The sequence below is a fragment of the Clostridium gelidum genome (assembly GCF_019977655.1).
In the GTDB taxonomy this organism is placed as follows: Bacteria; Bacillota; Clostridia; order Clostridiales; family Clostridiaceae; genus Clostridium; species Clostridium gelidum.
On sequence record NZ_AP024849.1, the window covers coordinates 5,991,363 to 6,012,699 of the forward strand.

Sequence of the window (21,337 nt, forward strand, 5' to 3'; positions counted from 1 at the left end):
AAGAGGATTCTCTAATAAGAAAATCCTCTTGTAAATTATCATATTATCTATTTAATGCTTCTAATAAATCGTCTAATTTTAATCCATGAACTGTTGCAGCTTCTGCTATAGTTTCAGCTTGAGCTGATGGACATCCAACACATCCCATTCCAAAGTTCATTAGAACTTCAGCTTTAGATGAATTTCCATTAACTACTTCACCAATTGTCATATCCTTAGTTATCATACTTTCACCTTCTTTTAATATAACTTTGTATAATTATTGTCTACATTACAATTATATTTTATATTAAATTGAAAGTCAATACCCGAGTATAATGCTTGACTATAAATTTGAGCATAATTCTTTACTATAAACTACCTACTCTCATAGTTTGATCTCTCTTAGGCCCAACTCCAACTATTGAAATCTTAGTATCTGTAAATTCTGATATTCTAGCTAAATACTTTTTAACATTACTAGGTAATTCATCATAACTTCTAACATCAGCTACACTATCATCCCAACCATCGAATTCTTCATATATTGGTTCACATTTAGCTAAGTCTTCCAAACTTGCTGGGAAATAATCTATAACTGTATCATTAAACTTATATCCAACGCATACCATGATTTTTTCAAGTCCTGCTAATGTATCTATTTTAGTAACAGCTAATGAAGTTAGTCCGCTTACTCTAGCTGCTGTTTTAACTATAACTAAGTCTAACCATCCACATCTTCTTGATCTTCCTGTAGTTACACCATATTCATGACCCTTTTCTCTGATCCAATCTCCAGTTTCATCAAGTAATTCCGTTGGGAATGGTCCCTTACCAACTCTTGTAGTATAAGCTTTTGTTATACCTACAGCATTAGTAACCATGTTAGGTCCTATACCAATACCACTACATACTCCACCTGCTGTTGTATTTGATGACGTTACATATGGATATGTTCCATAATCAATATCTAGTAACATTCCTTGAGCACCTTCAAATAAAACCGTTTTATCTGCTTTAATATCATTATATACTCTAACAGATGTATCTTGAACAAATGGTCTTAACTTCTTAGCAAATTCTAAGTACTCTTTTAATATCTCATCAAAGTTTAATGCTTCTCCGTCTAACACTTTTGTAATATAAAGATTTTTCATTTCAATATTTTCTTTTAATTTCTCAACGAAAACATCTTCATGCATTAAATCACAAACTCTGATTCCACATCTTTCAAATTTATCTGTATAGCAAGGTCCTATTCCTTTACCTGTAGTACCTATATCATTCTTTCCTCTAGCTTTTTCCTTTAATATATCTAATGTTTTATGGTATGGCATGATAAGTTGAGCTCTATCACTTATTATTAACTTTTCAGGTGTAACTTTAACTCCAACACCTTCTAAGTAATCTATTTCTTCAAATAACGCTTTTGGATCTACAACTACTCCATTTCCTATTACATTTAATTTATCTTCATATAAAATTCCTGATGGTATTAAGTGAAGTTTGTATTCATTATCGCCAACCACTACAGTGTGACCAGCATTGTTTCCACCTTGGAATCTAACAACTACATTAGCCTCTTCTGCTAAGTAATCTGTCATCTTTCCTTTTCCTTCATCGCCCCATTGAGCTCCTAAAACAATAAATGCTGACATTTATATTGCCTCCCTTAAATAAATAATCTTATTAACCTTAATTTTAACCATTATTTGGAGTTTTATTAATTATATTTAATCTCTCCTTTTAAATATTAGCAAAGTACACTTTCTTGGTCAACCATATATCGAATATTTTTTTGCTTTTTTCATAAATAATTCGTATAATTGTACTATATCATTGTATTTAGTACTGATTTTTATAAGAATTAATTATATTTAAACTATTAAGGAGTGTTTTTATGAATATTTATGAAGAATCTTTAAAATTCCATGAAGAAAAAAGAGGTAAATATGAAATCAAGCCAACTTGTGAAGTAAATAACGCTAGGGATCTAAGTCTTGCATATACACCTGGAGTTGCAGAACCTTGTCGCGAGATACATAAAGATCCTACAAAAGCTTACATATATACTCGTAAATGGAACACAGTTGCTGTTGTTTCTGATGGTACTGCAGTTTTAGGACTTGGAGATATTGGACCTCTTGCAGCTTTGCCTGTTATGGAAGGTAAAAGTGTATTGTTTAAAGAATTTGGTAATGTAGATGCATTTCCAATAGTTCTTGATACTAAAAATGTAGATGAACTTGTTGCTACAATTATAAACATTGCCCCTTCTTTTGGTGGAATAAACTTAGAGGATATTTCAGCACCTAGATGCTTTGAAGTTGAAAAAAGATTAAAGGAAAAATTAGATATTCCAGTATTCCATGATGATCAACACGGAACTGCTATTGTTGTTTTATCAGGTCTATTAAATGCTTTAAAAATAGTAAACAAAAAATTAGAAAATATAAAAGTAGTTATAAACGGATCTGGTTCTGCCGGAACTGCTATATGTAAGTTATTGCTTTCTTCTGGTGTTAAAAACATAGTGATGTGTGACATAGATGGTGTAATAAGTAGAGATAAAGATTTAAGTCATAATATCTACATGCAAGAATTAGCTAATATAACTAATCCAAATAATGAAACTGGTATGCTTAAAGATGCTATTAAATTTGCAGATGTATTTATAGGAGTTTCTGCTCCAAATATAGTTTCAAAGGAAATGGTTAAAACAATGAATAAAGATGGAATAATCTTTGCTATGGCAAATCCGACTCCAGAAATATTCCCTGAAGATGCAAAAGAAGCTGGGATTGCAGTAATGGGAACTGGTCGTTCAGATTATCCAAACCAAATAAACAATGTATTAGCATTCCCTGGAGTATTTAGAGGTGCATTAGATGTACGAGCTACAGAAATTAACGAAGAAATGAAAGTAGCTGCAGCTTATGCAATTGCAAATGCTGTTTCTGATGAAGATTTAAATCCTGAATGCATAATCCCAAAGGCATTTGATTTAAAGGTTCAATCTTTAGTTGCAGAGGCTGTTAAAGAAGCTGCAATTAAAAGTGGAGTTGCTCGTATTTAATTTATGTAATAAATTTTCACATTCAAAATATAATGAAAAGTATCTGTTTTAATACGGCATATTATATGTAGATTAAAGCAGATACTTTTTTCAAGTAAATTCTAAAACTTTATTCACATAGTTTTTATGGAAAAGTTATACACAGTAGTTTGCTTTTTTATTTATCCACAATTATTTTAATTATAGTTTTCCACAATATAAAAATAATTATTTTATTCACAAAGGAGTTTTTCTCAAAATAGAAATGCTAATACTAAAAATATGTTATCTAAACATACTTAATTATAGAGAAAATTTTTGAAGAATATATGGTAATAAAACATCTTTACTGAATCCAAGCACCAGTTTGATCTACCCTATAGCCATCTGATGTAAAACAATCAACATACAATTCTCCATGCTCATTAAAACAATAACATTCCCCATCTACCCATAACCATTCTACTTTTGCCATTTTGCAATTATCTTTTAAATAATACCATTTAGCTTGATCTTGTAACCAAACAAATTGTCTAGCATATCCTTCTGAATCAAATGAATACCATTCTCCATCTATCTTTTGCCAAGAATCTTTGTAATACCAACCTTGCGTATTAGTTAAGTAATACCACCCTGTAGCATCCTTATGCCACCCTATTTCAGATATGTTATTTACTACAATATCCTTAAAAGCTTCTAGTGGGAAGTTGTTTCCTGGACATTCTGTAGAATATAATTCTTTATGTCCATAGATTGGTATATCTCCATATTTAGCACGAATATATTTGATTAATTCCTTATAGGCACTTATCTGTTCTTGTGTCATATTTTCTGTCATAAAGTCACCTTCAAAACATACTCCAAGACTTATAGAATTATGCTTTGGGCAATGTGAGCCAACTGCATTTTCTGGTCTACCCCTATATATATTACCTTGTTTATTTATAAAGAAATGATACCCTATTCCAAGCCATCCATTAGCTAAGTGCCATGAATGAATATCTTGTACAGTACAATTTGAAGCTTCAGCATGGTGTAATACTATTTCTTGTGGATTATTTTCATATGTTAATGATCCATTAAAATTTAATCCCACATCTATTATATTCATAGAAATTCCTCCTTAAAATTGTAGCAACCTTAATTTCTACTCTGAAAACTAGGATTGTTCAGTTCCTTGTGCTAAGTTTATTTTACCTTTATTGTATTCTCCAGCTATAGCTTGTCTTAAATCTTCTAGGTTCTTCGCAGATAATTCAGGAATGCGCTGTAATAATAAGTTATCAAATTCATCTGCTTTAGAACTTAAAATTTGTTCTGCATTTTCTGTAATCCTAAATTTTTCTTCTATGATATTCCATACCTCTTTAGCAATATTTAACTCTTCTTCATGTCCATTAATCTTTATATTTTGTTCAACTTCCTTTTTCTTTGTAACAAAGAATTCTATTGCTGCTCTTCCAACTTGTTTAATTATTGCTACTAAAATAGCTACTATAGCAGTAGCTGCTATTGGAGCAATTTGATTAATTAATAATTCTGTCATTATATATACACCACCTTATGTTTTGTTATTTTATTTCATGTGCCTTATTATTTTTTCACCTCAAAAAAAATAACAGTCCAGTATACCATCTATTTTTCGTAAAATAGATGACGCATCTCTGAACTGCTCTTTTCTTTCATAGTGATTTATTTAAATATCCTTATTTGAACTGCATAAAAAAAGAAGCTTATCAAAGCTCCTCCTATTGCAGTTATAAACCACTTCATCATATTTGTGAGTGATTCAAGATTTTCACACAAGTTTTTAAGTTCTGTTTTAAGCTCTCTTGAGTCTTGCTCTAACTTATCTAATCTGCTTCCATGATTATTAAGCCTTTTTTCGTGAGTTTCTAGTTTGTCTTGGATTAGTTCTTCATTCATTTATTACTTCCTTTCTAAATAATTCATCATAATTTCATATTGTGTAACAATATTAAAAGGCACCTACATTCCTGTAAGTACCATACATATTTTTATTAAAGTTATTCTATTAAATATTTTCAGTTTTGCAGTAGCAATAATATACTTAAAATAATTAGATTTCTTTTAATGTATCATTTACTTTTATATATACATTAGACATATTTTTTAATGTTCCATCTATTTTTACATATCCATTTGAAAATCTTCTTATTTGAGAATCAATATTCATAGATATTTGAATACGAACTATTTCAAATACATTTGATTCTGTATAAACAGAATCAAGTTGTCCATCATTTGCTCTTACTCTAAACTTAGCATTTTTAATAGATATATCTGGAAGTATATAATCATAATTACATGATTTAGTATTTCCTACGTTTATCCATGAAGTCCCATTGTAATAATCTATATAATAAGTTATAGCATCTAAATTAATGTCGCTAGAGGCTGTCCATGATACAGTTATGCTTTTTTTAGCAAAAGCTTTTGAATCACATATTACTCCTGTCGGAGCCGTTGGTGCAGCATCGGCTAATTTTACATACCAATAAGAGCCACTAACTCCATTATCAGGATAAGTATTTGGAAGTCCAGATACATCAGATATATATGAACCTTTATTTTTTACGTTTCCTGTCATAACAGTTGCTTGATATAATATAAATGTATCTCTATCATTTGATCTGATATGTCTTTCTGGTCCTATTTGCCACCAACCACCGGAAAATACATAAGAACCTATATAATCTCTTAGATTCCCTGCTTTTATCCATGTGTAGTTATTTGATGTTGGATCATTAGTAATTTCACGATTATCGTTATCATATCGTGGTGCATACTCATATTTAATTACACTAGAATCAACATTAGTATATTTATAATTAGTAGTTGCTATATTATATTTACCCCAAAATATTAAAGACATTTAAATCACCTCTATTCATATTTAATCCAGACATCTCCATTATTCATTTTAGAAACATCCGCTATATTTGGTGATAATATAATATTTCTTACTTGTGCAACTGTATAATCTGTATTAGTTTTTGCTTTAACTTCTCCTCCGAATGTTCCTCCAGTTATTCTTTCAGCTTGAATTTTATCTATTAAATCTTTAGTTTCAGTATCTAAACTATTAAAGTTCAAAGTACCATCAGAAATTTTTCTACCATCGATGCTAGATACTTCCTTCACTATATCTGACAATTGCGTATTAGTTATTTCTAAATCTGATTGTTTAGCAAATTCAATATTACCTACCCCATCTCCAACAAAAAATTCTTTTGTATCAGTTGTAAATGCAGGTTCTCCTGCATCTAAAACTGGTAAATTAGCTTTAATTCCTCTTTTAAATTGTATTTTATTTGACATTTATTTTTCCTCCTCGTATTTTCTTTATTAAAATGTTCCACCATCTATATTGCTTATTGTTACAGTTATTGAAACGTCAGTTGAACCATCAAAACTAGTTGAACCTACTACATCACCAGTTAAGGATATATTTATAGGTGTTGCTAATTTTGTAGCGGTTCCAGCATTTCCAGATATGCTTGTCTTATTTACTACTGCATTTGTTACAAATTTAGTAGTTGCTATTTGTGTTGTATTAGTCCCAGCATCTGCAGTTGGTGCTATTGATACTCCAGTAAATGTAGGATTTGTAAACATTGTTTCTTTTGATTCATTTGTTACATTTCCAAGACCTACATCAGCAGATGTAAGAGTAACTATACCAGTTTTACCAGCAACACTTAATACTGCATCAGTTGGAGTCAATAATTCTTGCCAATTAGCTACTATACTTGCATCAGCAGTTTTTAATATAAATGATCTATTTAAATCTGTTCTTACTGCAACATCCCCAACTTGTGCAGTTAGTGCTAACATTTCTATTTCTGTTGCTATAACAAAAGTATCTGTTACCGCTATTGCAGGTAATATACTTGTATCTAACTTTCCACTTTCATCTAAGACTGGTACATTCCCTGAAGCAATACCTACATTTTTAGAAGCAGCTGTTCCAACATCACTTATTTTAGATAATGTTAATGTTGGTACATCATCTGCAGTTATATTTGTACCTGCAGTTACAGTTCCTTTTTTATCAACTGTAACTTTACTATAAGTTCCTGATGTTACTCCTGATGCTTTTTCTGTTGTTACTATTGTTACATCACTGCTTCCATCAAATGAAACACTTCCTGTAATATCGCCACTTAAAGAAATTGTTCTAGCTGTATTTAATTTATCAGTAGTTTTTGATTTTGGTACTATATCTGGATTAATCAAAACTTTATCAGCACCATCACCTACATAAAGTTTTCCTGTGTCTAATACAAAAGCTGGTTCCCCAGCTTCTAGTGTTAAACCTCCCAGATTTGCATTATTTCCTCTTTTAATTTTTAAAGTTTGTGCCATTATATATCACTCTCTTTCATTTAATTTTTTAAATGTTTTGCTAGTCTTTCTAAAATACCCCACAATCAATAGGATCAATTTTTTGTTCTAACTCTATCAATGAAAAATTAATTCCATCTAACCTATCACCTAAAGTAACATGTGTTCCTCTAGCAGTTTCTACTTCTCTTCTTAATTCCTTATCCCTTATTTCCTCTACAGTTGAACCTGTCAGAGCTTCATTTTGACTGATTAGAATCAAATCACTTGAATTGGGGATAACTTGTGTTAAATCCTTAATTTTTATGTCCATGATAATTCCTCCTTATTGTATAATTATTTTTTTCTTTACTTGTGGAATTCCGCAAAGGTTAATAATATTTTTTACTCAATAAAATTAAGTAATTAAATATAAATAAACCAGTAGATACTAAATATTTTTTTGTGGCTTAAGTCCACTTATCTTCAAAATATATTTTTGTTTCTACCGGATTATAAGCATAATAAAAGACATCTATATTTCTATAAATGTCTTGGGGGATTAGGATTTTGAGAATTTATGAGAGGAAACATCTTTTGTTCCCACTTACTATTATATGGCTTCTAATTGTCCATTACTTACAGACTTTCTCTAATTTTTCTATAACTTTTCTTAAATTCTCTAAATTGTTCTAAGAGAACCTTTTGATTTTTTGATTTAATAACAATAAAAAATCAATAGTTTGATACTACCGCTTTATCTCTTTTCTTTAACTTTAAAATAATTTATATTATTCTTTCAATACTTGTAATTATTAGGTCACCTTATATTGGTTTATAAATTATAACTTTTGAAATACCCTCTTGCCTGATTTAAGTTACAAGTGTTGCTTTTGTAATAAATAATTTGTTCCATTTACTACTTGAATTGGTTTGTCCAAATTATTTTAATTTGGGCTTCGGGTAGTCCTCATCTTGATATTCTATTTCCAATTAAATGGTCTTCTACTCCATATTTTCCTATGATGTATTACTTTCCTGTAATTAAATCTTTATAATTATCTAATAACCCTACTGGCTTTTCTTCTCCAAACAATCTATATCTTAAATAATCATCTGTATAAATTGCTAATGGCATTAATAAGAACCATAAAAAAGCATATGGTAAACAAACCTGTCCATATAAATTCCCAAAAGTATCTGAATAATCCCATATATTAAATCCTAACCATATATTTAAAATCAATCCACTTATAAACTCTATAACTAACGTAATTACAGTACCAATTAAACATTGCTCATACATCTTTCTATTATAAAAAGCCTTATATTCATTAAGCCTCCCAATAAGAAAGGCACACAAACCACCAACTACTAACATAGATATGTTTGTCCATCCTCTCCATAGTCCCTCAATAACCATGTATAGGCTACCCATGATGAATATTAAAAGTAGGTCTTTGTATATTTTATTTTTCACTTACATCACCTTCTAAATCAGTATCCCATGTTACTGCTTGTATTACTTCTATTTCTGTTTGTTTTAGTATATACACTTTTAATTTCTCATAACGCTTTTTCTTTTCTGTTATGTGATTAAACAAGTCACTCCCAAGCATTATGGCTTGTGTCGTTGTGAAAGGATAACATTCAGCTACACCACTTTCTTTCCAATCTAACAAATTATCTGTAGCCATACCACTAAGTATTAATTGTGCTTTTGCAACTAGTCCTTGAATATTTGCTTGGTCTCTGTCTGTACAATCAAATCTTCTACTATCTCCTAGACAAGTGGAGTAAAACTTATTTATTATTATATCTTCACATGTACCACTCATCTCTGTTATTTTTTTAATTTGAATATCCTCCAAAGTAACTAATATTGGTTTTCCGTTTGGAAACGCCATTTTAAAGGCTGTTATAATTGTCTTTTCATCTTCCTTTGCGATAGTTTCGTCTATACACTCCAGTCCGTCGTCTTTTTGAATGTATAACACACCGTCTACATAATTTACTTTATCGAAGTCCATTTAGTTTCCCCCTTCACACTTTGCCGTTATTTGTAGTATGTGAATACTAATACCATTAGCTTTTATAGCTGCCATCACGGTTGCATCTGTAGTACTCCACCTTATATGAATGTCCTTAGTGCTTACTATTACTTTTACTAAATTCATTTTATTAGTTACATTAACATACACGCCACCTATATTACATTCAAACTGTAGATTATTAAGTGTGATATGTGGTATGTAATCCTTAGGAACCATCGAAACTTTCAACATTGCATACACATATGAGGTTTCACCAAACCAGTTAAGCGGCGTATAATCGGTTATATTGATTTCCTCATATTTACTTAGACCGATTAACGTATCCAGTGAACTATCTGCCTTTTGTCTGCTATCTACAGCCTCCTGTAAACCATTAATAGCACTTACTATATCTTGACTATAACTACAACCTATTGTGCCTATCTGTGGTGCTTGTGTTGCTAGTATTTTATAGTCTACTGTGTATACTGCTGTAGGATCGAAATTAGCATTTGTTGCTCCATAGCGCTCGTTACCATAGGCAGAGGTTGTGTATTTTCCCCAAATACTATCGTATATAGCATTTTTGTAAATAGCATTTAGTGTTTCCACTTTAGACTTAAGTAAACTACTCATAATAGTGGTGTTATTTACATAGTAAGCAGCTGTATCAGTTTGGGGGTTTGCAACTTCCCCCAACACTACCCCACTGTCAAGGAATACGTAGTTATCCCCAACATCAAACGTAGGTATATCGCCCACTATTCTAGTATTAATGTCTGTTAGCGGTTCGGGATTAGCTAGTTTATAATGCAACCTATAACCTTCGTAGCCAGGCGCTACGTTATTCTTGCAAAAAGGCAATAAATAATATGAACCGCTATCGGAATTATCTGTTTTAATGAGTACAGGACTAGAAGACCATGAAGAAGTAATGCTACCATTAACTGTTATATTGTTACCACTCATTGACTGTATGCTGTATAGCCCCCCCGATTTAAGATAAACTAAGTCACTAACCTTGAACTTAGATGCATCGTCAACCGTAATAGTGCTTGTCGCAGTTGTAAAAGTGGAAGTTATATTAGCACTTACTATACATGACGGATATAAACCATCTACTACACTGACATATATGATACATCTACTATTATATACATATGACGATTTCCACCCATTCATAAACGCTTTAGCTTCATCAGCATTAGGGGCTATACTCTCTATAAAGCCTGTGTCGATGTCCGCTACTGAAATATATACATTACCACCGCTACTGGATATACTAAACTGGTCTTTTGCGGTAAAGGAATTAGCATATATATTTGAAACTATATCACCATTATATTTAGTTAAACAGCCAGTACGGTCAACATTTGGAATAGGCTTTAATGAATTAGCAGCTAAATATATACGTTTAAATCCTGCGTAATCATCATAATATTGCCAGTCATAGTCCTTACCAAACAATGGTGGCGTATGCCTAGTATTTTTCAACCCTGTTACTTCTCCATTTTCATAGGTAAAGCTATCTCCATCAGCAAAGTTACCTTCTATAACAGTTCGCTCTAGCCTACAGGTTTTATACTCTGTTAGGGCTACAGTTCCTTCTACTAACATTATTGAATCTGCGATGCCTGTTCCTAAAGTAGCGTTGCGAATAAGTATACACATCTTAGAGTTTGCTCCAGTATTAAATGTGCCTACTCCTGTTTTAACAATTATATTCTTTGTTAAATCTGTCACCCATATATTTGCATTCCCACTTATATTACCGCTCAAATAGTAGTCAGTATTTGGTTTAACGTCTACTAACTGGCTTACAAAACAGTTGTTTGTAGCGGTTACTAATTTGAACTTACCACTATCTACTGATAAAGAAGTTGTGCTAATGTCGGGTATCCAATAACCAATGCCTTTCTCAGTATTACCATTTATCACGATATTATCATGGCGAATTTCTATTAATGGATTGGTAAGACATGAATAACTATCTACATAAGGACTTGGAGTAAAGTTAGTATCGTTATACTGTGCTTGTGTTATTTCTTCTAGCATTATTCCGTCAAAGTTTACATAACCTGCATTTACAGTGGCATCCCCTGTAGTTATAGACAATCCAAATTTTGTTATACTGGCATCCCCTTGAAACTTTACATACTTTCTAGTCCAAGCGGTGCTAGACACAATAGCCGAGCCATATGATTTACTGCCATCAGTATTCCTACAAGCTACATAGCCACCTGCTAGACCATCACTAGACTTCATATAACCACTAAAACAATAGTATTTGGATGAATCTAATATAGTACCATAGTCCTTCATTTGTGCTGAACTTGTATTTCCTGTCCCACTTAGCAATTTATACTTTATACTGTTTGTACCGAACATCTTTGCTGTAGAGTCCAAGACAAAGGTTTGAGGTGTACTTGCATAAATTAAAATAAACTTACTAACATCTTCACAATTTCCGTCACGTCCTAAAAGGTTAATGGCGGTTTTACCTACCATTGTAAAGCGTGGATTTACTGCTACTTTCCCGGTGTTTTTAATTACGTTGTTCATTCCATAAGCTATGGTTGGAGTTGTAACAACTGAATTTGAAATATCTTTCGCTAATTCTGACAATGCCGTATTAACTTCTTTTAATTTTATGTCAATAACATCAGCATTATAATTAAAATTTTGAATATCGACAATATCAGTACCTTCTGGTTTTTTTAGTCCATAATTTGTAGTAGTTAACATTTAATCACTCTCCTTTTATTAATAAACTTTCAATTCGTCCCAAGTCTTTACTTCAGAACTAATCCAAGTTAAATTCTTTTCTTTTAGTACGTTCCAAACTGTATAAGTGTATTCAAATACATATCCTAAGTGTGCTGGTTTTATATCTTCTAACATATTTTTAAATGCTTCCATATTTTTAGGAATCCCTTTAATACCTATAAACTTCACTATAAAAGAGTAGTTAGCATTGTTTTCTATAATGTTTACTTCTCCGCCACTAAAAGATTCAGCAACATTTTTAATCATTTCTTTTGTTGTTGTACCTTGACCACGTTTTTTAGCTTTTAGAACTGTTCTTCTATCTTCGTAATTCATATTTAAGTTAGTATCAATTCCATATTCATCTTCCCAATAAATAAGCCCCCATGTGGCAGTATTTATAAAGAATTGATTAAGTAAATCTTTTGAGTAATATAAAAGACTGCCTAATTCAGTGCCTTGCACATCATAGATAGCCTTCATCTCTGATATTTCACTAATAAAAGTGGGTACATATTTAGTTAAATCAATTTTGTACTTATTAAGCTTTTCTATAAAATTATCTATTTTATTAGGATAAAAACTCACCTAAATCCCCCCTATTTCAACAGTACCTAATATTGCAATTTCATCATCTTTAATTGTAATATTTGTAGAACCTGAGTTGATTAATAATCTACTATAATCTTTTACTCCTTCGGAAGATAAAATTATTGAACCTAGCTTTGCATAACTCAAATTGCCCTGTTTAAAAGCTATACTTTTTAAATATTCTGTTATGTTATTTTCTATATTTGCTTTTACAGTATTCAACGTATAATTATTAGCATCTATAGTTAATGTCACATTAATATTAATTTGTAATGGTGTAGCTGATACCGTTGTAATAGTTGCCCCTATTGGTCTGACAGATTCTATATATTTACTAACGCTATCCACTAATGCTGCATCTGCTCCTTCCTTATTAGAATTGATAATAATTACTTTTACTGTTCCGTTACCATTCCATAAGCTGACAACTTTTGCTCCACCACATCCGTCAACTGATAATGCCCAATTCAAATAATGATTTTTATTTCCGGAGGTTGCCGGTGATTTAACTTGTAGCAAATATCTTTCTAATAAGGCTGAATCAGTTTCTTTGGCAGTTCCACCTGTGGTTGGAACTGTATTTGTAATAGAAGTAACTCCATTAATAGCAATCGGTGCTTGTATTATTGAATTTGAAGGTAAGTTGTAGCTTATTCCCTCAATTAGCGCTTGAATTTTTACTGTTGCTGTACTACTTTCTATAGTAGTTATAGCAAGTGTAGAAAACTTAAGTCCACTAGATGATTGAATTAATGTTCCAGCCGAAATAATAGTGCCATCCGCACCAGCAAAAGTTATTGTTCCATTTGCTAAAGTTCCAGCTTTTCTGCTTATTCCAACTTCGCTACATCTTAATTCTAATTGAGTAGAATATCCATTAGCTGCTGCTGTTGATGCAAAAGCCATATTCAAAATTTTATCCATATTAATATAAGCTGTCGCAATTTCTTTCCCTGTCGGTATTATTGCATCATAAATAAAAGAACCTTCTGACCTGTCTATATCAGAAGGTACATTGTCAAACATTCTATTTTCTATTATTGTTTCTGTGTTAGTCTCCCTAAACATTAGTTATTGTCACCTCCCCTTGATCTGTTAGTGCTGTAAAACTTATTGTTAAAATATCTTTTGTTGTGTTAACTGAAAAGTTGTTCATGCCTGTTATATGAGTATTAATACTTATACATTCCCAAACTATCCTTTTAGATTCGCTTTCTATCAATGAAATTGATAGTCTTGTACCAACTAAACTGTCTAAATTACTTCCATAGTCTGTTGAATAAGCTGCATATATGCTGTTAGGTGTTTTAAGTGCTTTCCTTATCCAAACTTTTAAAGCTTCCTTTCCTGTTACAATTTGAAATTTACCATCAACTAATAAAAAATCATTATTATCAAAATCCCAAGCAAATTCTTTAGGGACAGTAATTGTAGTTTCAGTTGTTGGAAATGATCCTACTGTTGTGATTAAATCCACCATTAAATACTCACCACCTTACATAATATAATCCATGTTTGAAGATCCGCGGTTGGCATAATTGCCACTCTATCATTTTCTTTTAATGAATCTATTGTAGTTATTTTAGTTCCTGCCCCATCTGTTATTAAAATACCTCTTGAATATCCTTGTAATAAATAATCTGCAATATAAATATCATCAGTATATAATTGCAGATTTTTTGTTTCTATTATTAGGTTTGGGGGTGGTGATATAACTTTACCTATACAAATACTTGGTGGATTATCTTTTGAGCCTTCTTTTCTTGCTGCATTTAAAATTTTTATATATGGGTTCATTTAACTATCTCCCCCTTGTAAATCCATTTTATTAGTTAAGCTTACTGTAAGTTTCATTGTATATTTTCCAGTTCCACAATCCCAAGTATGAGTATCCTCATTAATATATAATGTGCAATCACTCAATATATCCAAATACCATATTTTACCTTTTAATGCATAGCCCGTTATACAATCTGAACTGCCTATTGCATCTATTGATATTTCGTCTGAAAAACCACATAATTTATTATTTGCTACTGTTATAGCATCCTTATCGTCTTCTTTTTCATAAGTTGTCTGTAATGTTCCGTAGCTATCTTTTAACCCTGAATATTCTACTGAATCTAAGTAATTACCATCACTATCAAATATTTGTACTTTATTAATCATGCTTTCGATACTATCTTTATAAGTCATTCCTAGCATTGTATTATTATAAGTATCTGTTTTGCTCGATTGAAGTACATAATCTGAAAGAACTTGTCCTTTTTCAATAACATTAAACTTATCTGATTGCATCATAGGAATATATTGTTTCCCATTTTGTTTACTGACTTGGGTATAGCATTGCATTACTATATTGTAATAACTCGTGTTAGGGCATACTCTATTTATAGGTATTCCAGTAGCAACTATGTTCCCAGCTAATACATTAACCTCACTGCATGCCTTTACTGCTACATCTTCCGGTGTCATATTCTTAATATTCATGCTAGTTGATGAGCTCATTATAAACCTCATGTAGTCAATGCAATTGAATGTTTCCTCTTGGCCTGAACTATTTAATGTTCTATCAATAACTTGTCCTCTGAATAGTTCTTTTGTTCCATCTTCAACAATACTTATTAATGTTCCTGGTCCTATTTGAACTCTTGGCTGATTATTATCACTTAATGAATAAATCATACTGAATGAGCATTTTCTTGCTGGCTGATCTACTGATGCAGACAATTCAACACTTTTGCATACTGGGGTTATATCTGTTAAATTCCAACCATCATATAAGCTATATATTCTAATCATATATTTTCACCTAATATATTATTTGAATTTGTTAAACTAAAACTTGCGCCCCATTGACCTACAATTTTTTCATTTAACTTTAAAAGCTTATATTGCTTTAAAGCTAAAGTGAAATATATATCTCCTGTCCCATCTTTTTCACCATACTCAAAGGTTTCTATCGAAAATAAATCATTAATATCTGTATCTGTAAGAATTACTCTTATAGGCTTTTTGCTTTTTCTCCACGCCTCTATTTGTGCTACACATTCAAATGGTGTCGGAATATTAGAATATGCACAAAAATTATATTCTTGGGCAGGAAAAAAGCTTTCAAAAGATATTTCTGAAAGCTTTGAATCTCCGAGTATATTTACCTCTCCTACAGACTCAACATTAATTACTGTATTGTTATTACCTAATTTAAGTGAATAACTAGATGGTGGTACAGGTAATTGTAGCCATGTATTCTCTTGATTAAACCAAAATTCTATCATTTTTAATTACCTCCTAACCCATTCCAAGTGCTGTTTGACTTAACTTATTTGCAAGAGCTGTTGCAATTTTATCTATATCGCCTTCTTCTCTAATTATTATAGAATCAGCAAGTTTTGCTATTGTTATTGCAAAACCATTTTGCGCACCATCATCCTTGCCAGTACTTGCAGCACCTTTAGCTCCTGGGCTTCCTGATTTACTTCCTCCAGATAAATTCTTATTTACATTAGTTTTTATTCCAACTGAAAGATCTTTAACCGGATCAGTTACTAAATGAGTATTAACCTTGATTCCAGTTCCCATACCTTTCATAAAATCTGGCATCCAAGTTTCGTAATCTGTAAGAGGACCTTGATCTGGTACCGAGAAGTGAAGGAAGGATCTTATTTTATCTGCTACACCTTTAACTGCATCTTCAATGTAACTAACTGCTCCTTTTATTCCATCTACAATACCCATTATCATATCTTTTCCCCAATTAAGTGCAGTTTTACCCACATCCTTAAATACTGTGCCTATAGCTGTTATAACATTTTTTACAATATCCACAGCTCCATTAAATACTGTTCCTACAGTACTTTTTATAGTGTTCCATGCTCCTGACCAATCTCCATTTATAATTTGCATTACAGTTTTAATAACTCCTGTAACTACACTAAGCACAGTTGAAATTACTGTTTTTATATTATTAAAAGCTGCACCTACAACTGTTTTTATAGTTTGTCCATGCGCATTCCAAAAAGTTGTTAGTCCTCCTAAAACTGTAGTTATAACATTTTTAATAGCTGTCATAACTGTTGTTATGGTTTGTTTTATAAGTGGCCAGTTAGACATTACAAAGCTTATTAACTTTCCAAAGATTTGAATCGCAAATGTTAATACTGGCTTTAAAACTGAATTCCAAACTGATTGAATTCCTTTAAATACATTTTGAATAGTATTTTGAATTTGTGGCATATGTGCTTTAATAAATTCTACTAAGGATTTAACTACTGTAGTTATTAGTTTTATAGTATTGGTTACAACTGCACCAACTTTTGGTCCAAATAAATTTGTAAATAAAGCACCTATTCCTTGAGCGGCACTTCCTGTTTTCTTAAATACATCAATTGCAGATTTTACAGCACCTGAAATTTTATTAAATACTCCCATAACTATATCTCTTATTCCACCAAAATTTGTAGCAAATGCAACTGCGAGTAATGCAACTACTCCAATTATTATTTTAAGAGGTAATGGCAACCCAGTAAATATACTAAAAGCACCAGATAAAGATGAAAAACACTTTGAGACTACACCTTTAAATTTTTCAAAACATCCACCTAAACTCTGTAATGGTCCAGATACAGAAGGAGTTAACGCCCCAACCTTTCCCATTGATTGTTTAGCTATATTCAAGACACTAGACACTTTACCTCCAGCTGATTGTGCAGTCTTTGATGCCTTAGAGCTTTTATTTGATTTAGTAATTTTTTGAGCTACTTCGGCAGACCTTTTTCCTATACCACCAATAGATTTTTTGACCAAATCATTATCTTTAAAAGTTTTAAACAAATCTGATACAGTACTTTTTACATTTCCAATCTCATCTTTCGCATTTTTAAAATTAGTTGCCATATCTTCAACCGTTTTTGGTACATTAGATATTGATTTAACTACACCTTTAGCTTTCTCTCCAATATTTTCAAGAGATCTTTCCCCGGTGTTATTTGTAAATGCTTGCATTAAATTAGAAACAGACGTTCTTACATTTCCTACTGCATCTTTTGTATCATTAAAGCTGTTTTTAACTTTACCTACTGATTCTGATGCTTTAGATATTGCTTGTACACTTTCTGATGCTTTTAAACCTATTGGTGCTAAACCTTCTATTGCCTTTTTAGTTTTCTGAACTCCATCAACAACTTTTCCAATTGATTGTCCTCCTGCATTCAAGACTCCTTGGCCTTTACCTCCATTTGATTTAGGAAATTTTTGAGATACTTTGGAAGCCTGTTTTCCTATAAAATTAATAGACTTTTTACCCAAATCTGTACTTGCAAAAGTCTTATACAAATTTGATGCAGTGTTTTTTAAATTTTCAATCTCAGCTTTTGTATTTTTAAAATTAGTTTTCATATCGTTAACTGTTTTTGATACATTAGATATTGATTTAACTACATCATTAGCTTTCTCTCCAATATTTTCAAAAGATCTTTCTCCAGTATTATCTGTACATGCTTGTATAAAATTAGAAACAGCTGATGTTGTACTTCCTATTGCATCTCTTGTACCTTTAACGTTACTTTCAAGCTTATTTACTGATTCTGCTGCTTTAGATATTGCTTGCACACTTTCTGATGCTTTTGAAGCTACAGGTGATAAACTATCAATTGCTTTTTGTGCTTTTTGTGCTCCATCAACAACTTTTAATAATGTTGAATCTAGTTCAAATGACATTAGTCATCACCTCCTGAATACAAGGCTTCCATTTGTTTCATTTTATCTTCAATTTCTTGTTCAATAAAAGCACTGATGATAATCTTTTCTCCAAATCCCCTGTTAAACGTCTCTGCTGGCCACTTATCATGTAGTTTCCAGCAGTGATATAGAAGATTTATAGTTTCATCAGTGCTTATGAGTTTTTTATGTCTTCTTTTTTATTGGAGGTAGAATCCACTCCTGATATTTCTGTTATTGTATCTGCTAAAATATCAACTTCACCAGGTAAAAATATTTTATTCATAAGCTCCTTTGGCGTTGGTGCTTTAAAATGTTTCATAAGCTCCTCTGATCTAAGTTCAGAAACCCCAGTAAGAACTGTTTCTATTTTTGCTTGTGCTGTAGCAAATCCTTGTATATTTCCTTTCTTATCTACTTGCAATACTCTCTCTTGAATTTCATTATATCTTTCCATTGAAATAGCATTACATGTAAATGTAATTTCAGCATTTCCAAGTTTAGCAAGTTTAAGTTTTACCTCTTTTGATGGCACCTCAATTTTACCAGCATCTATTTTTAATAATTGTTCAACTAAATTCATAATATCCATCTCCATTTCTTATAATTAGGCTAAATTAAAAACCCCACTTTAACCATGGGGTTTTTAGCAAACTGACAAAGTCTATTTAATCTTTTTTATTGTGGTTCTATTATATCTAAGAAATCATATCCCGAGAAAGTAAATGGAAGTGTTTCCTCAACATTCTTCTTAACTTCCCAATCTGCTACTGTTAATTCATCAAATGTAACATCTTTAAGTACTACTCTTTCAGCTCCTAATGCATCTGGATCAGCTAATTTAGATATGATCGTACACACTGTTTGCTTCCCTTGTTTAATATTATCCTTTAATAAAATACTCATTCTTGAAGTAACATGATGTAATTTTAATGTTCCTTTCCCTTCTATACCAGTTATTTTACTTCTCTTCCATAAATCTCTTGTAAAATTGACATCTACCTTTGTTAAAGTAACTTTTGCTTGAAGCGCTGAAACCTCTGAAACATATTGTCCATCAATCCAAACCTCTCCCCATGTTCCGTTTATAACATTTTTTGCTTGTTGCATTACAATTTCCCCCTATATATATATTTGAAATTTAATATCTTCAATTGCATCTAAGATAACTGCTTGTCCTCTAAGAAATACTTGAGAACCAGTATTACTTTCTTTTAGTTCTCGATCTTTTAGAGCTGAGATATCTGTTCCTTGACTCTTTAAGTAAACCTTTTGTGCATCTAAATCAATTTCAGCTTTATTTTGTCCATCAATACTGCTATCAAGTAATCCATCTAGTTCTAATCCTTCAAAATATCCATTAATAGCAGCAATAAGTAAACATTTATGATCATAATCATTTGGATATTTGCCTATATAATTATCCTCAGCAGTTGCCTTAATATCACCATGTATTAAATCCATAATGTCTACGATCTTAATTTTCTTAAAATCATCACCTCTATTTTCAATTGTAGTTACAAAGCTGTTTACTGCTCTATCAATCTTTACTTTGGTTCCATCATTAACTAGAATTAATTTACCTGCATCAATTGCTTCATCTCTTTCTTCTTTCTTTAAATGTGGAACATCAATTACTTCTGCAAGTGGTGCAAATGTGGCACTAATAGTTAATGGTGTTCCTGCTAGCATTCCAGCAATCCTTGAACAATATTCTGCTGCAGTATAAGTTTTACTCGCTGTCTTAATATCATCCGTACTAAAGTTTATTATTCCTTCATTATCTGCTGGGCAATGTGGAAGTACTGCTTTAACTTTAATATCCTTAGTACTTCTTAATTGCTTAATCCAAGTAGCAAAATCTGTTGCTCTTGAAGTAATATTTGCCTCTGTATCAGCTTTTCCATCAGCTGCTAGGCCAATGCCTGGAATTACAACATAATCCCATTTAATAGTTTCTAAGTAACTTTGAGCTTCTGAATAATCGGCTGAATCTACTTTCTCTATATAAGCAATTACTTGCTTTGGTGGATTTTGATATCCTATCATAGCAAGTTTTATTTGTTCCTTATTAAAAGCTGATAATGTTTCTGGAATTTCATCTATAGTCTCCATTTTTATTGGATTACTATATGAAGATGGCATAGTATCTTTCAAAATAAGTACTACTACACCTCTTTTTCCTCTTTTAGTTGCAGTTATTCCTGCTTGCTTAAATATAATTTCTATGGATGGTTCTCCCATTTGTTATTCCTCCTTAAATTTTAAAATTAATTTTATCTGCTTTAGGGCTTTCTGGTGTATTAAAAATTCTATCTTGTGTAAAGCCTATCTTAAGTTTTAGGTGTATTTCTGTATTTTTTGATCTACCTCTTAACTTCCTTATCTTTGCAGCTCTATCCAAAACCTTTATATATCCACCACTAAAAATTTCTCGCATTGTATCCCACACTTCATTTTCAGCAATTAAATCAACATTCATTAACTCATCTAGTGGTGGATAATAAATAATCTTCATAGTTATGATGTTTAAATAACTATTTCTATTTAGATCCGTTTGCCTACTAGTAATGTAACGAATAAAAAAAGAAGGTCTTATTATTTCCTTCTCTAACTTTGATACATATACTTTTGTATCTGGGAATTTCTCAACTAACATTACATTAATTGAGTTAATTAAATCATTAATCATAAATTTCCTCCTATAATCGCTGTGTTTTATGTTTTTTTGTAATGTGGTTGTAACTTTTTCCTTTCGTAACTTCTGGAAATCTAATAAATTCCTTCTGTACTTATCATTTGTCTATTTCAAACTCTGCCGCAAAAATCTCATCCCCTTCCATAAATA

General features: G+C 31.4%; 24 protein-coding genes. 1 reads left to right on the top strand and 23 read right to left on the bottom strand.

What is annotated here, in order from left to right; genetic code table 11:
* Window positions 1-43: 43 nt before the first annotated feature.
* Together psyc5s11_RS27515 and psyc5s11_RS27520 are read right to left on the bottom strand one after the other, a co-directional pair.
* The gene (locus psyc5s11_RS27515) at window positions 44-226 is read right to left on the bottom strand and encodes a DUF1858 domain-containing protein (protein ID WP_224035603.1); all 183 of its coding nucleotides are present in this window, start codon (window positions 224-226) and stop codon (window positions 44-46) included.
* 124 nt (window positions 227-350) lie between these two features.
* Entirely contained in the window at window positions 351-1,637 is a 1,287-nt protein-coding gene (locus tag psyc5s11_RS27520) for an adenylosuccinate synthase (protein WP_224035604.1), read from the bottom strand.
* Window positions 1,638-1,879: 242 nt separating this feature from the next.
* On the opposite strand from psyc5s11_RS27520, the gene psyc5s11_RS27525 reads away from it, so the two are divergent.
* Window positions 1,880-3,055 (top strand): NAD(P)-dependent malic enzyme, encoded by a 1,176-nt coding sequence (locus tag psyc5s11_RS27525; protein WP_224035605.1) that lies wholly within the window; start codon window positions 1,880-1,882, stop codon window positions 3,053-3,055.
* Between the two features lie 325 nt (window positions 3,056-3,380).
* Here psyc5s11_RS27525 and psyc5s11_RS27530 read toward each other — a convergent pair whose 3' ends face one another.
* The 21 genes from psyc5s11_RS27530 to psyc5s11_RS27630 form a co-directional block, all read right to left on the bottom strand.
* Window positions 3,381-4,145: a peptidoglycan recognition protein family protein gene (locus psyc5s11_RS27530; RefSeq protein ID WP_224035606.1), complete on the bottom strand. Its 765-nt coding sequence runs from the start codon at window positions 4,143-4,145 to the stop codon at window positions 3,381-3,383.
* A gap of 48 nt (window positions 4,146-4,193) precedes the next feature.
* Window positions 4,194-4,580 carry a cobalt ABC transporter permease gene (locus tag psyc5s11_RS27535; RefSeq protein ID WP_224035607.1) on the bottom strand — a complete coding sequence of 129 codons (387 nt, stop codon included), beginning with the start codon at window positions 4,578-4,580 and terminating at the stop codon, window positions 4,194-4,196.
* Between the two features lie 146 nt (window positions 4,581-4,726).
* Window positions 4,727-4,960 (bottom strand): hemolysin XhlA family protein, encoded by a 234-nt coding sequence (locus psyc5s11_RS27540; RefSeq protein ID WP_224035608.1) that lies wholly within the window; start codon window positions 4,958-4,960, stop codon window positions 4,727-4,729.
* A gap of 154 nt (window positions 4,961-5,114) precedes the next feature.
* Window positions 5,115-5,930, bottom strand: coding sequence for a hypothetical protein (locus psyc5s11_RS27545; RefSeq protein WP_224035609.1), 816 nt, complete (start codon window positions 5,928-5,930; stop codon window positions 5,115-5,117).
* 11 nt (window positions 5,931-5,941) lie between these two features.
* Window positions 5,942-6,376: a hyaluronate lyase N-terminal domain-containing protein gene (locus psyc5s11_RS27550; RefSeq protein ID WP_224035610.1), complete on the bottom strand. Its 435-nt coding sequence runs from the start codon at window positions 6,374-6,376 to the stop codon at window positions 5,942-5,944.
* A 27-nt stretch (window positions 6,377-6,403) separates the two neighbouring features.
* A complete protein-coding gene (locus tag psyc5s11_RS27555; protein WP_224035611.1) occupies window positions 6,404-7,423 on the bottom strand; it encodes a hyaluronate lyase N-terminal domain-containing protein in 1,020 nt (339 codons plus the stop codon).
* A gap of 49 nt (window positions 7,424-7,472) precedes the next feature.
* On the bottom strand, window positions 7,473-7,715 hold the full coding sequence (locus psyc5s11_RS27560) for a hypothetical protein (RefSeq protein ID WP_224035612.1): 243 nt from the start codon (window positions 7,713-7,715) through the stop codon (window positions 7,473-7,475).
* A 696-nt stretch (window positions 7,716-8,411) separates the two neighbouring features.
* A complete protein-coding gene (locus tag psyc5s11_RS27565) occupies window positions 8,412-8,861 on the bottom strand; it encodes a putative ABC transporter permease (RefSeq protein ID WP_224035613.1) in 450 nt (149 codons plus the stop codon).
* Complete coding sequence (locus tag psyc5s11_RS27570) at window positions 8,851-9,411, bottom strand: DUF4376 domain-containing protein (protein ID WP_224035614.1); 561 nt, start codon at window positions 9,409-9,411, stop codon at window positions 8,851-8,853. Before psyc5s11_RS27570 ends, psyc5s11_RS27565 begins: the two co-directional genes overlap by 11 nt.
* Entirely contained in the window at window positions 9,412-12,159 is a 2,748-nt protein-coding gene (locus psyc5s11_RS27575; protein ID WP_224035615.1) for a phage tail protein, read from the bottom strand.
* Window positions 12,160-12,177: 18 nt separating this feature from the next.
* The gene (locus psyc5s11_RS27580; protein WP_224035616.1) at window positions 12,178-12,768 is read right to left on the bottom strand and encodes a YmfQ family protein; all 591 of its coding nucleotides are present in this window, start codon (window positions 12,766-12,768) and stop codon (window positions 12,178-12,180) included.
* Entirely contained in the window at window positions 12,769-13,839 is a 1,071-nt protein-coding gene (locus tag psyc5s11_RS27585) for a baseplate J/gp47 family protein (RefSeq protein WP_224035617.1), read from the bottom strand.
* On the bottom strand, window positions 13,832-14,251 hold the full coding sequence (locus tag psyc5s11_RS27590; RefSeq protein WP_224035618.1) for a DUF2634 domain-containing protein: 420 nt from the start codon (window positions 14,249-14,251) through the stop codon (window positions 13,832-13,834). The genes psyc5s11_RS27585 and psyc5s11_RS27590 overlap by 8 nt, the downstream gene beginning before the upstream one ends.
* Window positions 14,251-14,568 (bottom strand): DUF2577 domain-containing protein, encoded by a 318-nt coding sequence (locus psyc5s11_RS27595; protein WP_224035619.1) that lies wholly within the window; start codon window positions 14,566-14,568, stop codon window positions 14,251-14,253. Before psyc5s11_RS27595 ends, psyc5s11_RS27590 begins: the two co-directional genes overlap by 1 nt.
* On the bottom strand, window positions 14,569-15,573 hold the full coding sequence (locus tag psyc5s11_RS27600) for an XkdQ/YqbQ family protein (protein WP_224035620.1): 1,005 nt from the start codon (window positions 15,571-15,573) through the stop codon (window positions 14,569-14,571).
* Entirely contained in the window at window positions 15,570-16,049 is a 480-nt protein-coding gene (locus psyc5s11_RS27605; protein WP_224035621.1) for a hypothetical protein, read from the bottom strand. Before psyc5s11_RS27605 ends, psyc5s11_RS27600 begins: the two co-directional genes overlap by 4 nt.
* A 13-nt stretch (window positions 16,050-16,062) precedes the next feature.
* Window positions 16,063-18,489, bottom strand: a complete 2,427-nt coding sequence (locus psyc5s11_RS27610) for a phage tail protein (protein WP_224035622.1) — start codon at window positions 18,487-18,489, stop codon at window positions 16,063-16,065.
* A 175-nt stretch (window positions 18,490-18,664) separates the two neighbouring features.
* A complete protein-coding gene (locus psyc5s11_RS27615) occupies window positions 18,665-19,072 on the bottom strand; it encodes a phage tail assembly chaperone (RefSeq protein ID WP_224035623.1) in 408 nt (135 codons plus the stop codon).
* A 95-nt stretch (window positions 19,073-19,167) separates the two neighbouring features.
* Window positions 19,168-19,599: a phage tail tube protein gene (locus psyc5s11_RS27620; RefSeq protein ID WP_224035624.1), complete on the bottom strand. Its 432-nt coding sequence runs from the start codon at window positions 19,597-19,599 to the stop codon at window positions 19,168-19,170.
* A 12-nt stretch (window positions 19,600-19,611) separates the two neighbouring features.
* Window positions 19,612-20,733, bottom strand: a complete 1,122-nt coding sequence (locus psyc5s11_RS27625; protein WP_224035625.1) for a phage tail sheath subtilisin-like domain-containing protein — start codon at window positions 20,731-20,733, stop codon at window positions 19,612-19,614.
* 13 nt (window positions 20,734-20,746) lie between these two features.
* Window positions 20,747-21,181, bottom strand: a complete 435-nt coding sequence (locus psyc5s11_RS27630) for a phage tail terminator family protein (protein WP_224035626.1) — start codon at window positions 21,179-21,181, stop codon at window positions 20,747-20,749.
* Between the last annotated feature and the right edge of the window lie 156 nt (window positions 21,182-21,337).

Excerpts from the sequence above, each read along its gene's own strand:
- psyc5s11_RS27630 (WP_224035626.1), bottom strand. The coding sequence starts at position 21,181 with ATGATTAATGATTTAATTAACTCAATTAATGTAATGTTAGTTGAGAAA.
- psyc5s11_RS27570 (WP_224035614.1), bottom strand. The coding sequence starts at position 9,411 with ATGGACTTCGATAAAGTAAATTATGTAGACGGTGTGTTATACATTCAA.
- psyc5s11_RS27515 (WP_224035603.1), bottom strand. The coding sequence starts at position 226 with ATGATAACTAAGGATATGACAATTGGTGAAGTAGTTAATGGAAATTCA.
- psyc5s11_RS27620 (WP_224035624.1), bottom strand. The coding sequence starts at position 19,599 with ATGCAACAAGCAAAAAATGTTATAAACGGAACATGGGGAGAGGTTTGG.
- psyc5s11_RS27590 (WP_224035618.1), bottom strand. The coding sequence starts at position 14,251 with ATGGTGGATTTAATCACAACAGTAGGATCATTTCCAACAACTGAAACT.
- psyc5s11_RS27625 (WP_224035625.1), bottom strand. The coding sequence starts at position 20,733 with ATGGGAGAACCATCCATAGAAATTATATTTAAGCAAGCAGGAATAACT.
- psyc5s11_RS27550 (WP_224035610.1), bottom strand. The coding sequence starts at position 6,376 with ATGTCAAATAAAATACAATTTAAAAGAGGAATTAAAGCTAATTTACCA.
- psyc5s11_RS27525 (WP_224035605.1), top strand. The coding sequence starts at position 1,880 with ATGAATATTTATGAAGAATCTTTAAAATTCCATGAAGAAAAAAGAGGT.
- psyc5s11_RS27615 (WP_224035623.1), bottom strand. The coding sequence starts at position 19,072 with ATGAATTTAGTTGAACAATTATTAAAAATAGATGCTGGTAAAATTGAG.
- psyc5s11_RS27600 (WP_224035620.1), bottom strand. The coding sequence starts at position 15,573 with ATGATTAGAATATATAGCTTATATGATGGTTGGAATTTAACAGATATA.
- psyc5s11_RS27520 (WP_224035604.1), bottom strand. The coding sequence starts at position 1,637 with ATGTCAGCATTTATTGTTTTAGGAGCTCAATGGGGCGATGAAGGAAAA.
- psyc5s11_RS27585 (WP_224035617.1), bottom strand. The coding sequence starts at position 13,839 with ATGTTTAGGGAGACTAACACAGAAACAATAATAGAAAATAGAATGTTT.
- psyc5s11_RS27555 (WP_224035611.1), bottom strand. The coding sequence starts at position 7,423 with ATGGCACAAACTTTAAAAATTAAAAGAGGAAATAATGCAAATCTGGGA.
- psyc5s11_RS27605 (WP_224035621.1), bottom strand. The coding sequence starts at position 16,049 with ATGATAGAATTTTGGTTTAATCAAGAGAATACATGGCTACAATTACCT.
- psyc5s11_RS27545 (WP_224035609.1), bottom strand. The coding sequence starts at position 5,930 with ATGTCTTTAATATTTTGGGGTAAATATAATATAGCAACTACTAATTAT.
- psyc5s11_RS27595 (WP_224035619.1), bottom strand. The coding sequence starts at position 14,568 with ATGAACCCATATATAAAAATTTTAAATGCAGCAAGAAAAGAAGGCTCA.
- psyc5s11_RS27535 (WP_224035607.1), bottom strand. The coding sequence starts at position 4,580 with ATGACAGAATTATTAATTAATCAAATTGCTCCAATAGCAGCTACTGCT.
- psyc5s11_RS27610 (WP_224035622.1), bottom strand. The coding sequence starts at position 18,489 with ATGTCATTTGAACTAGATTCAACATTATTAAAAGTTGTTGATGGAGCA.
- psyc5s11_RS27530 (WP_224035606.1), bottom strand. The coding sequence starts at position 4,145 with ATGAATATAATAGATGTGGGATTAAATTTTAATGGATCATTAACATAT.
- psyc5s11_RS27560 (WP_224035612.1), bottom strand. The coding sequence starts at position 7,715 with ATGGACATAAAAATTAAGGATTTAACACAAGTTATCCCCAATTCAAGT.
- psyc5s11_RS27575 (WP_224035615.1), bottom strand. The coding sequence starts at position 12,159 with ATGTTAACTACTACAAATTATGGACTAAAAAAACCAGAAGGTACTGAT.
- psyc5s11_RS27540 (WP_224035608.1), bottom strand. The coding sequence starts at position 4,960 with ATGAATGAAGAACTAATCCAAGACAAACTAGAAACTCACGAAAAAAGG.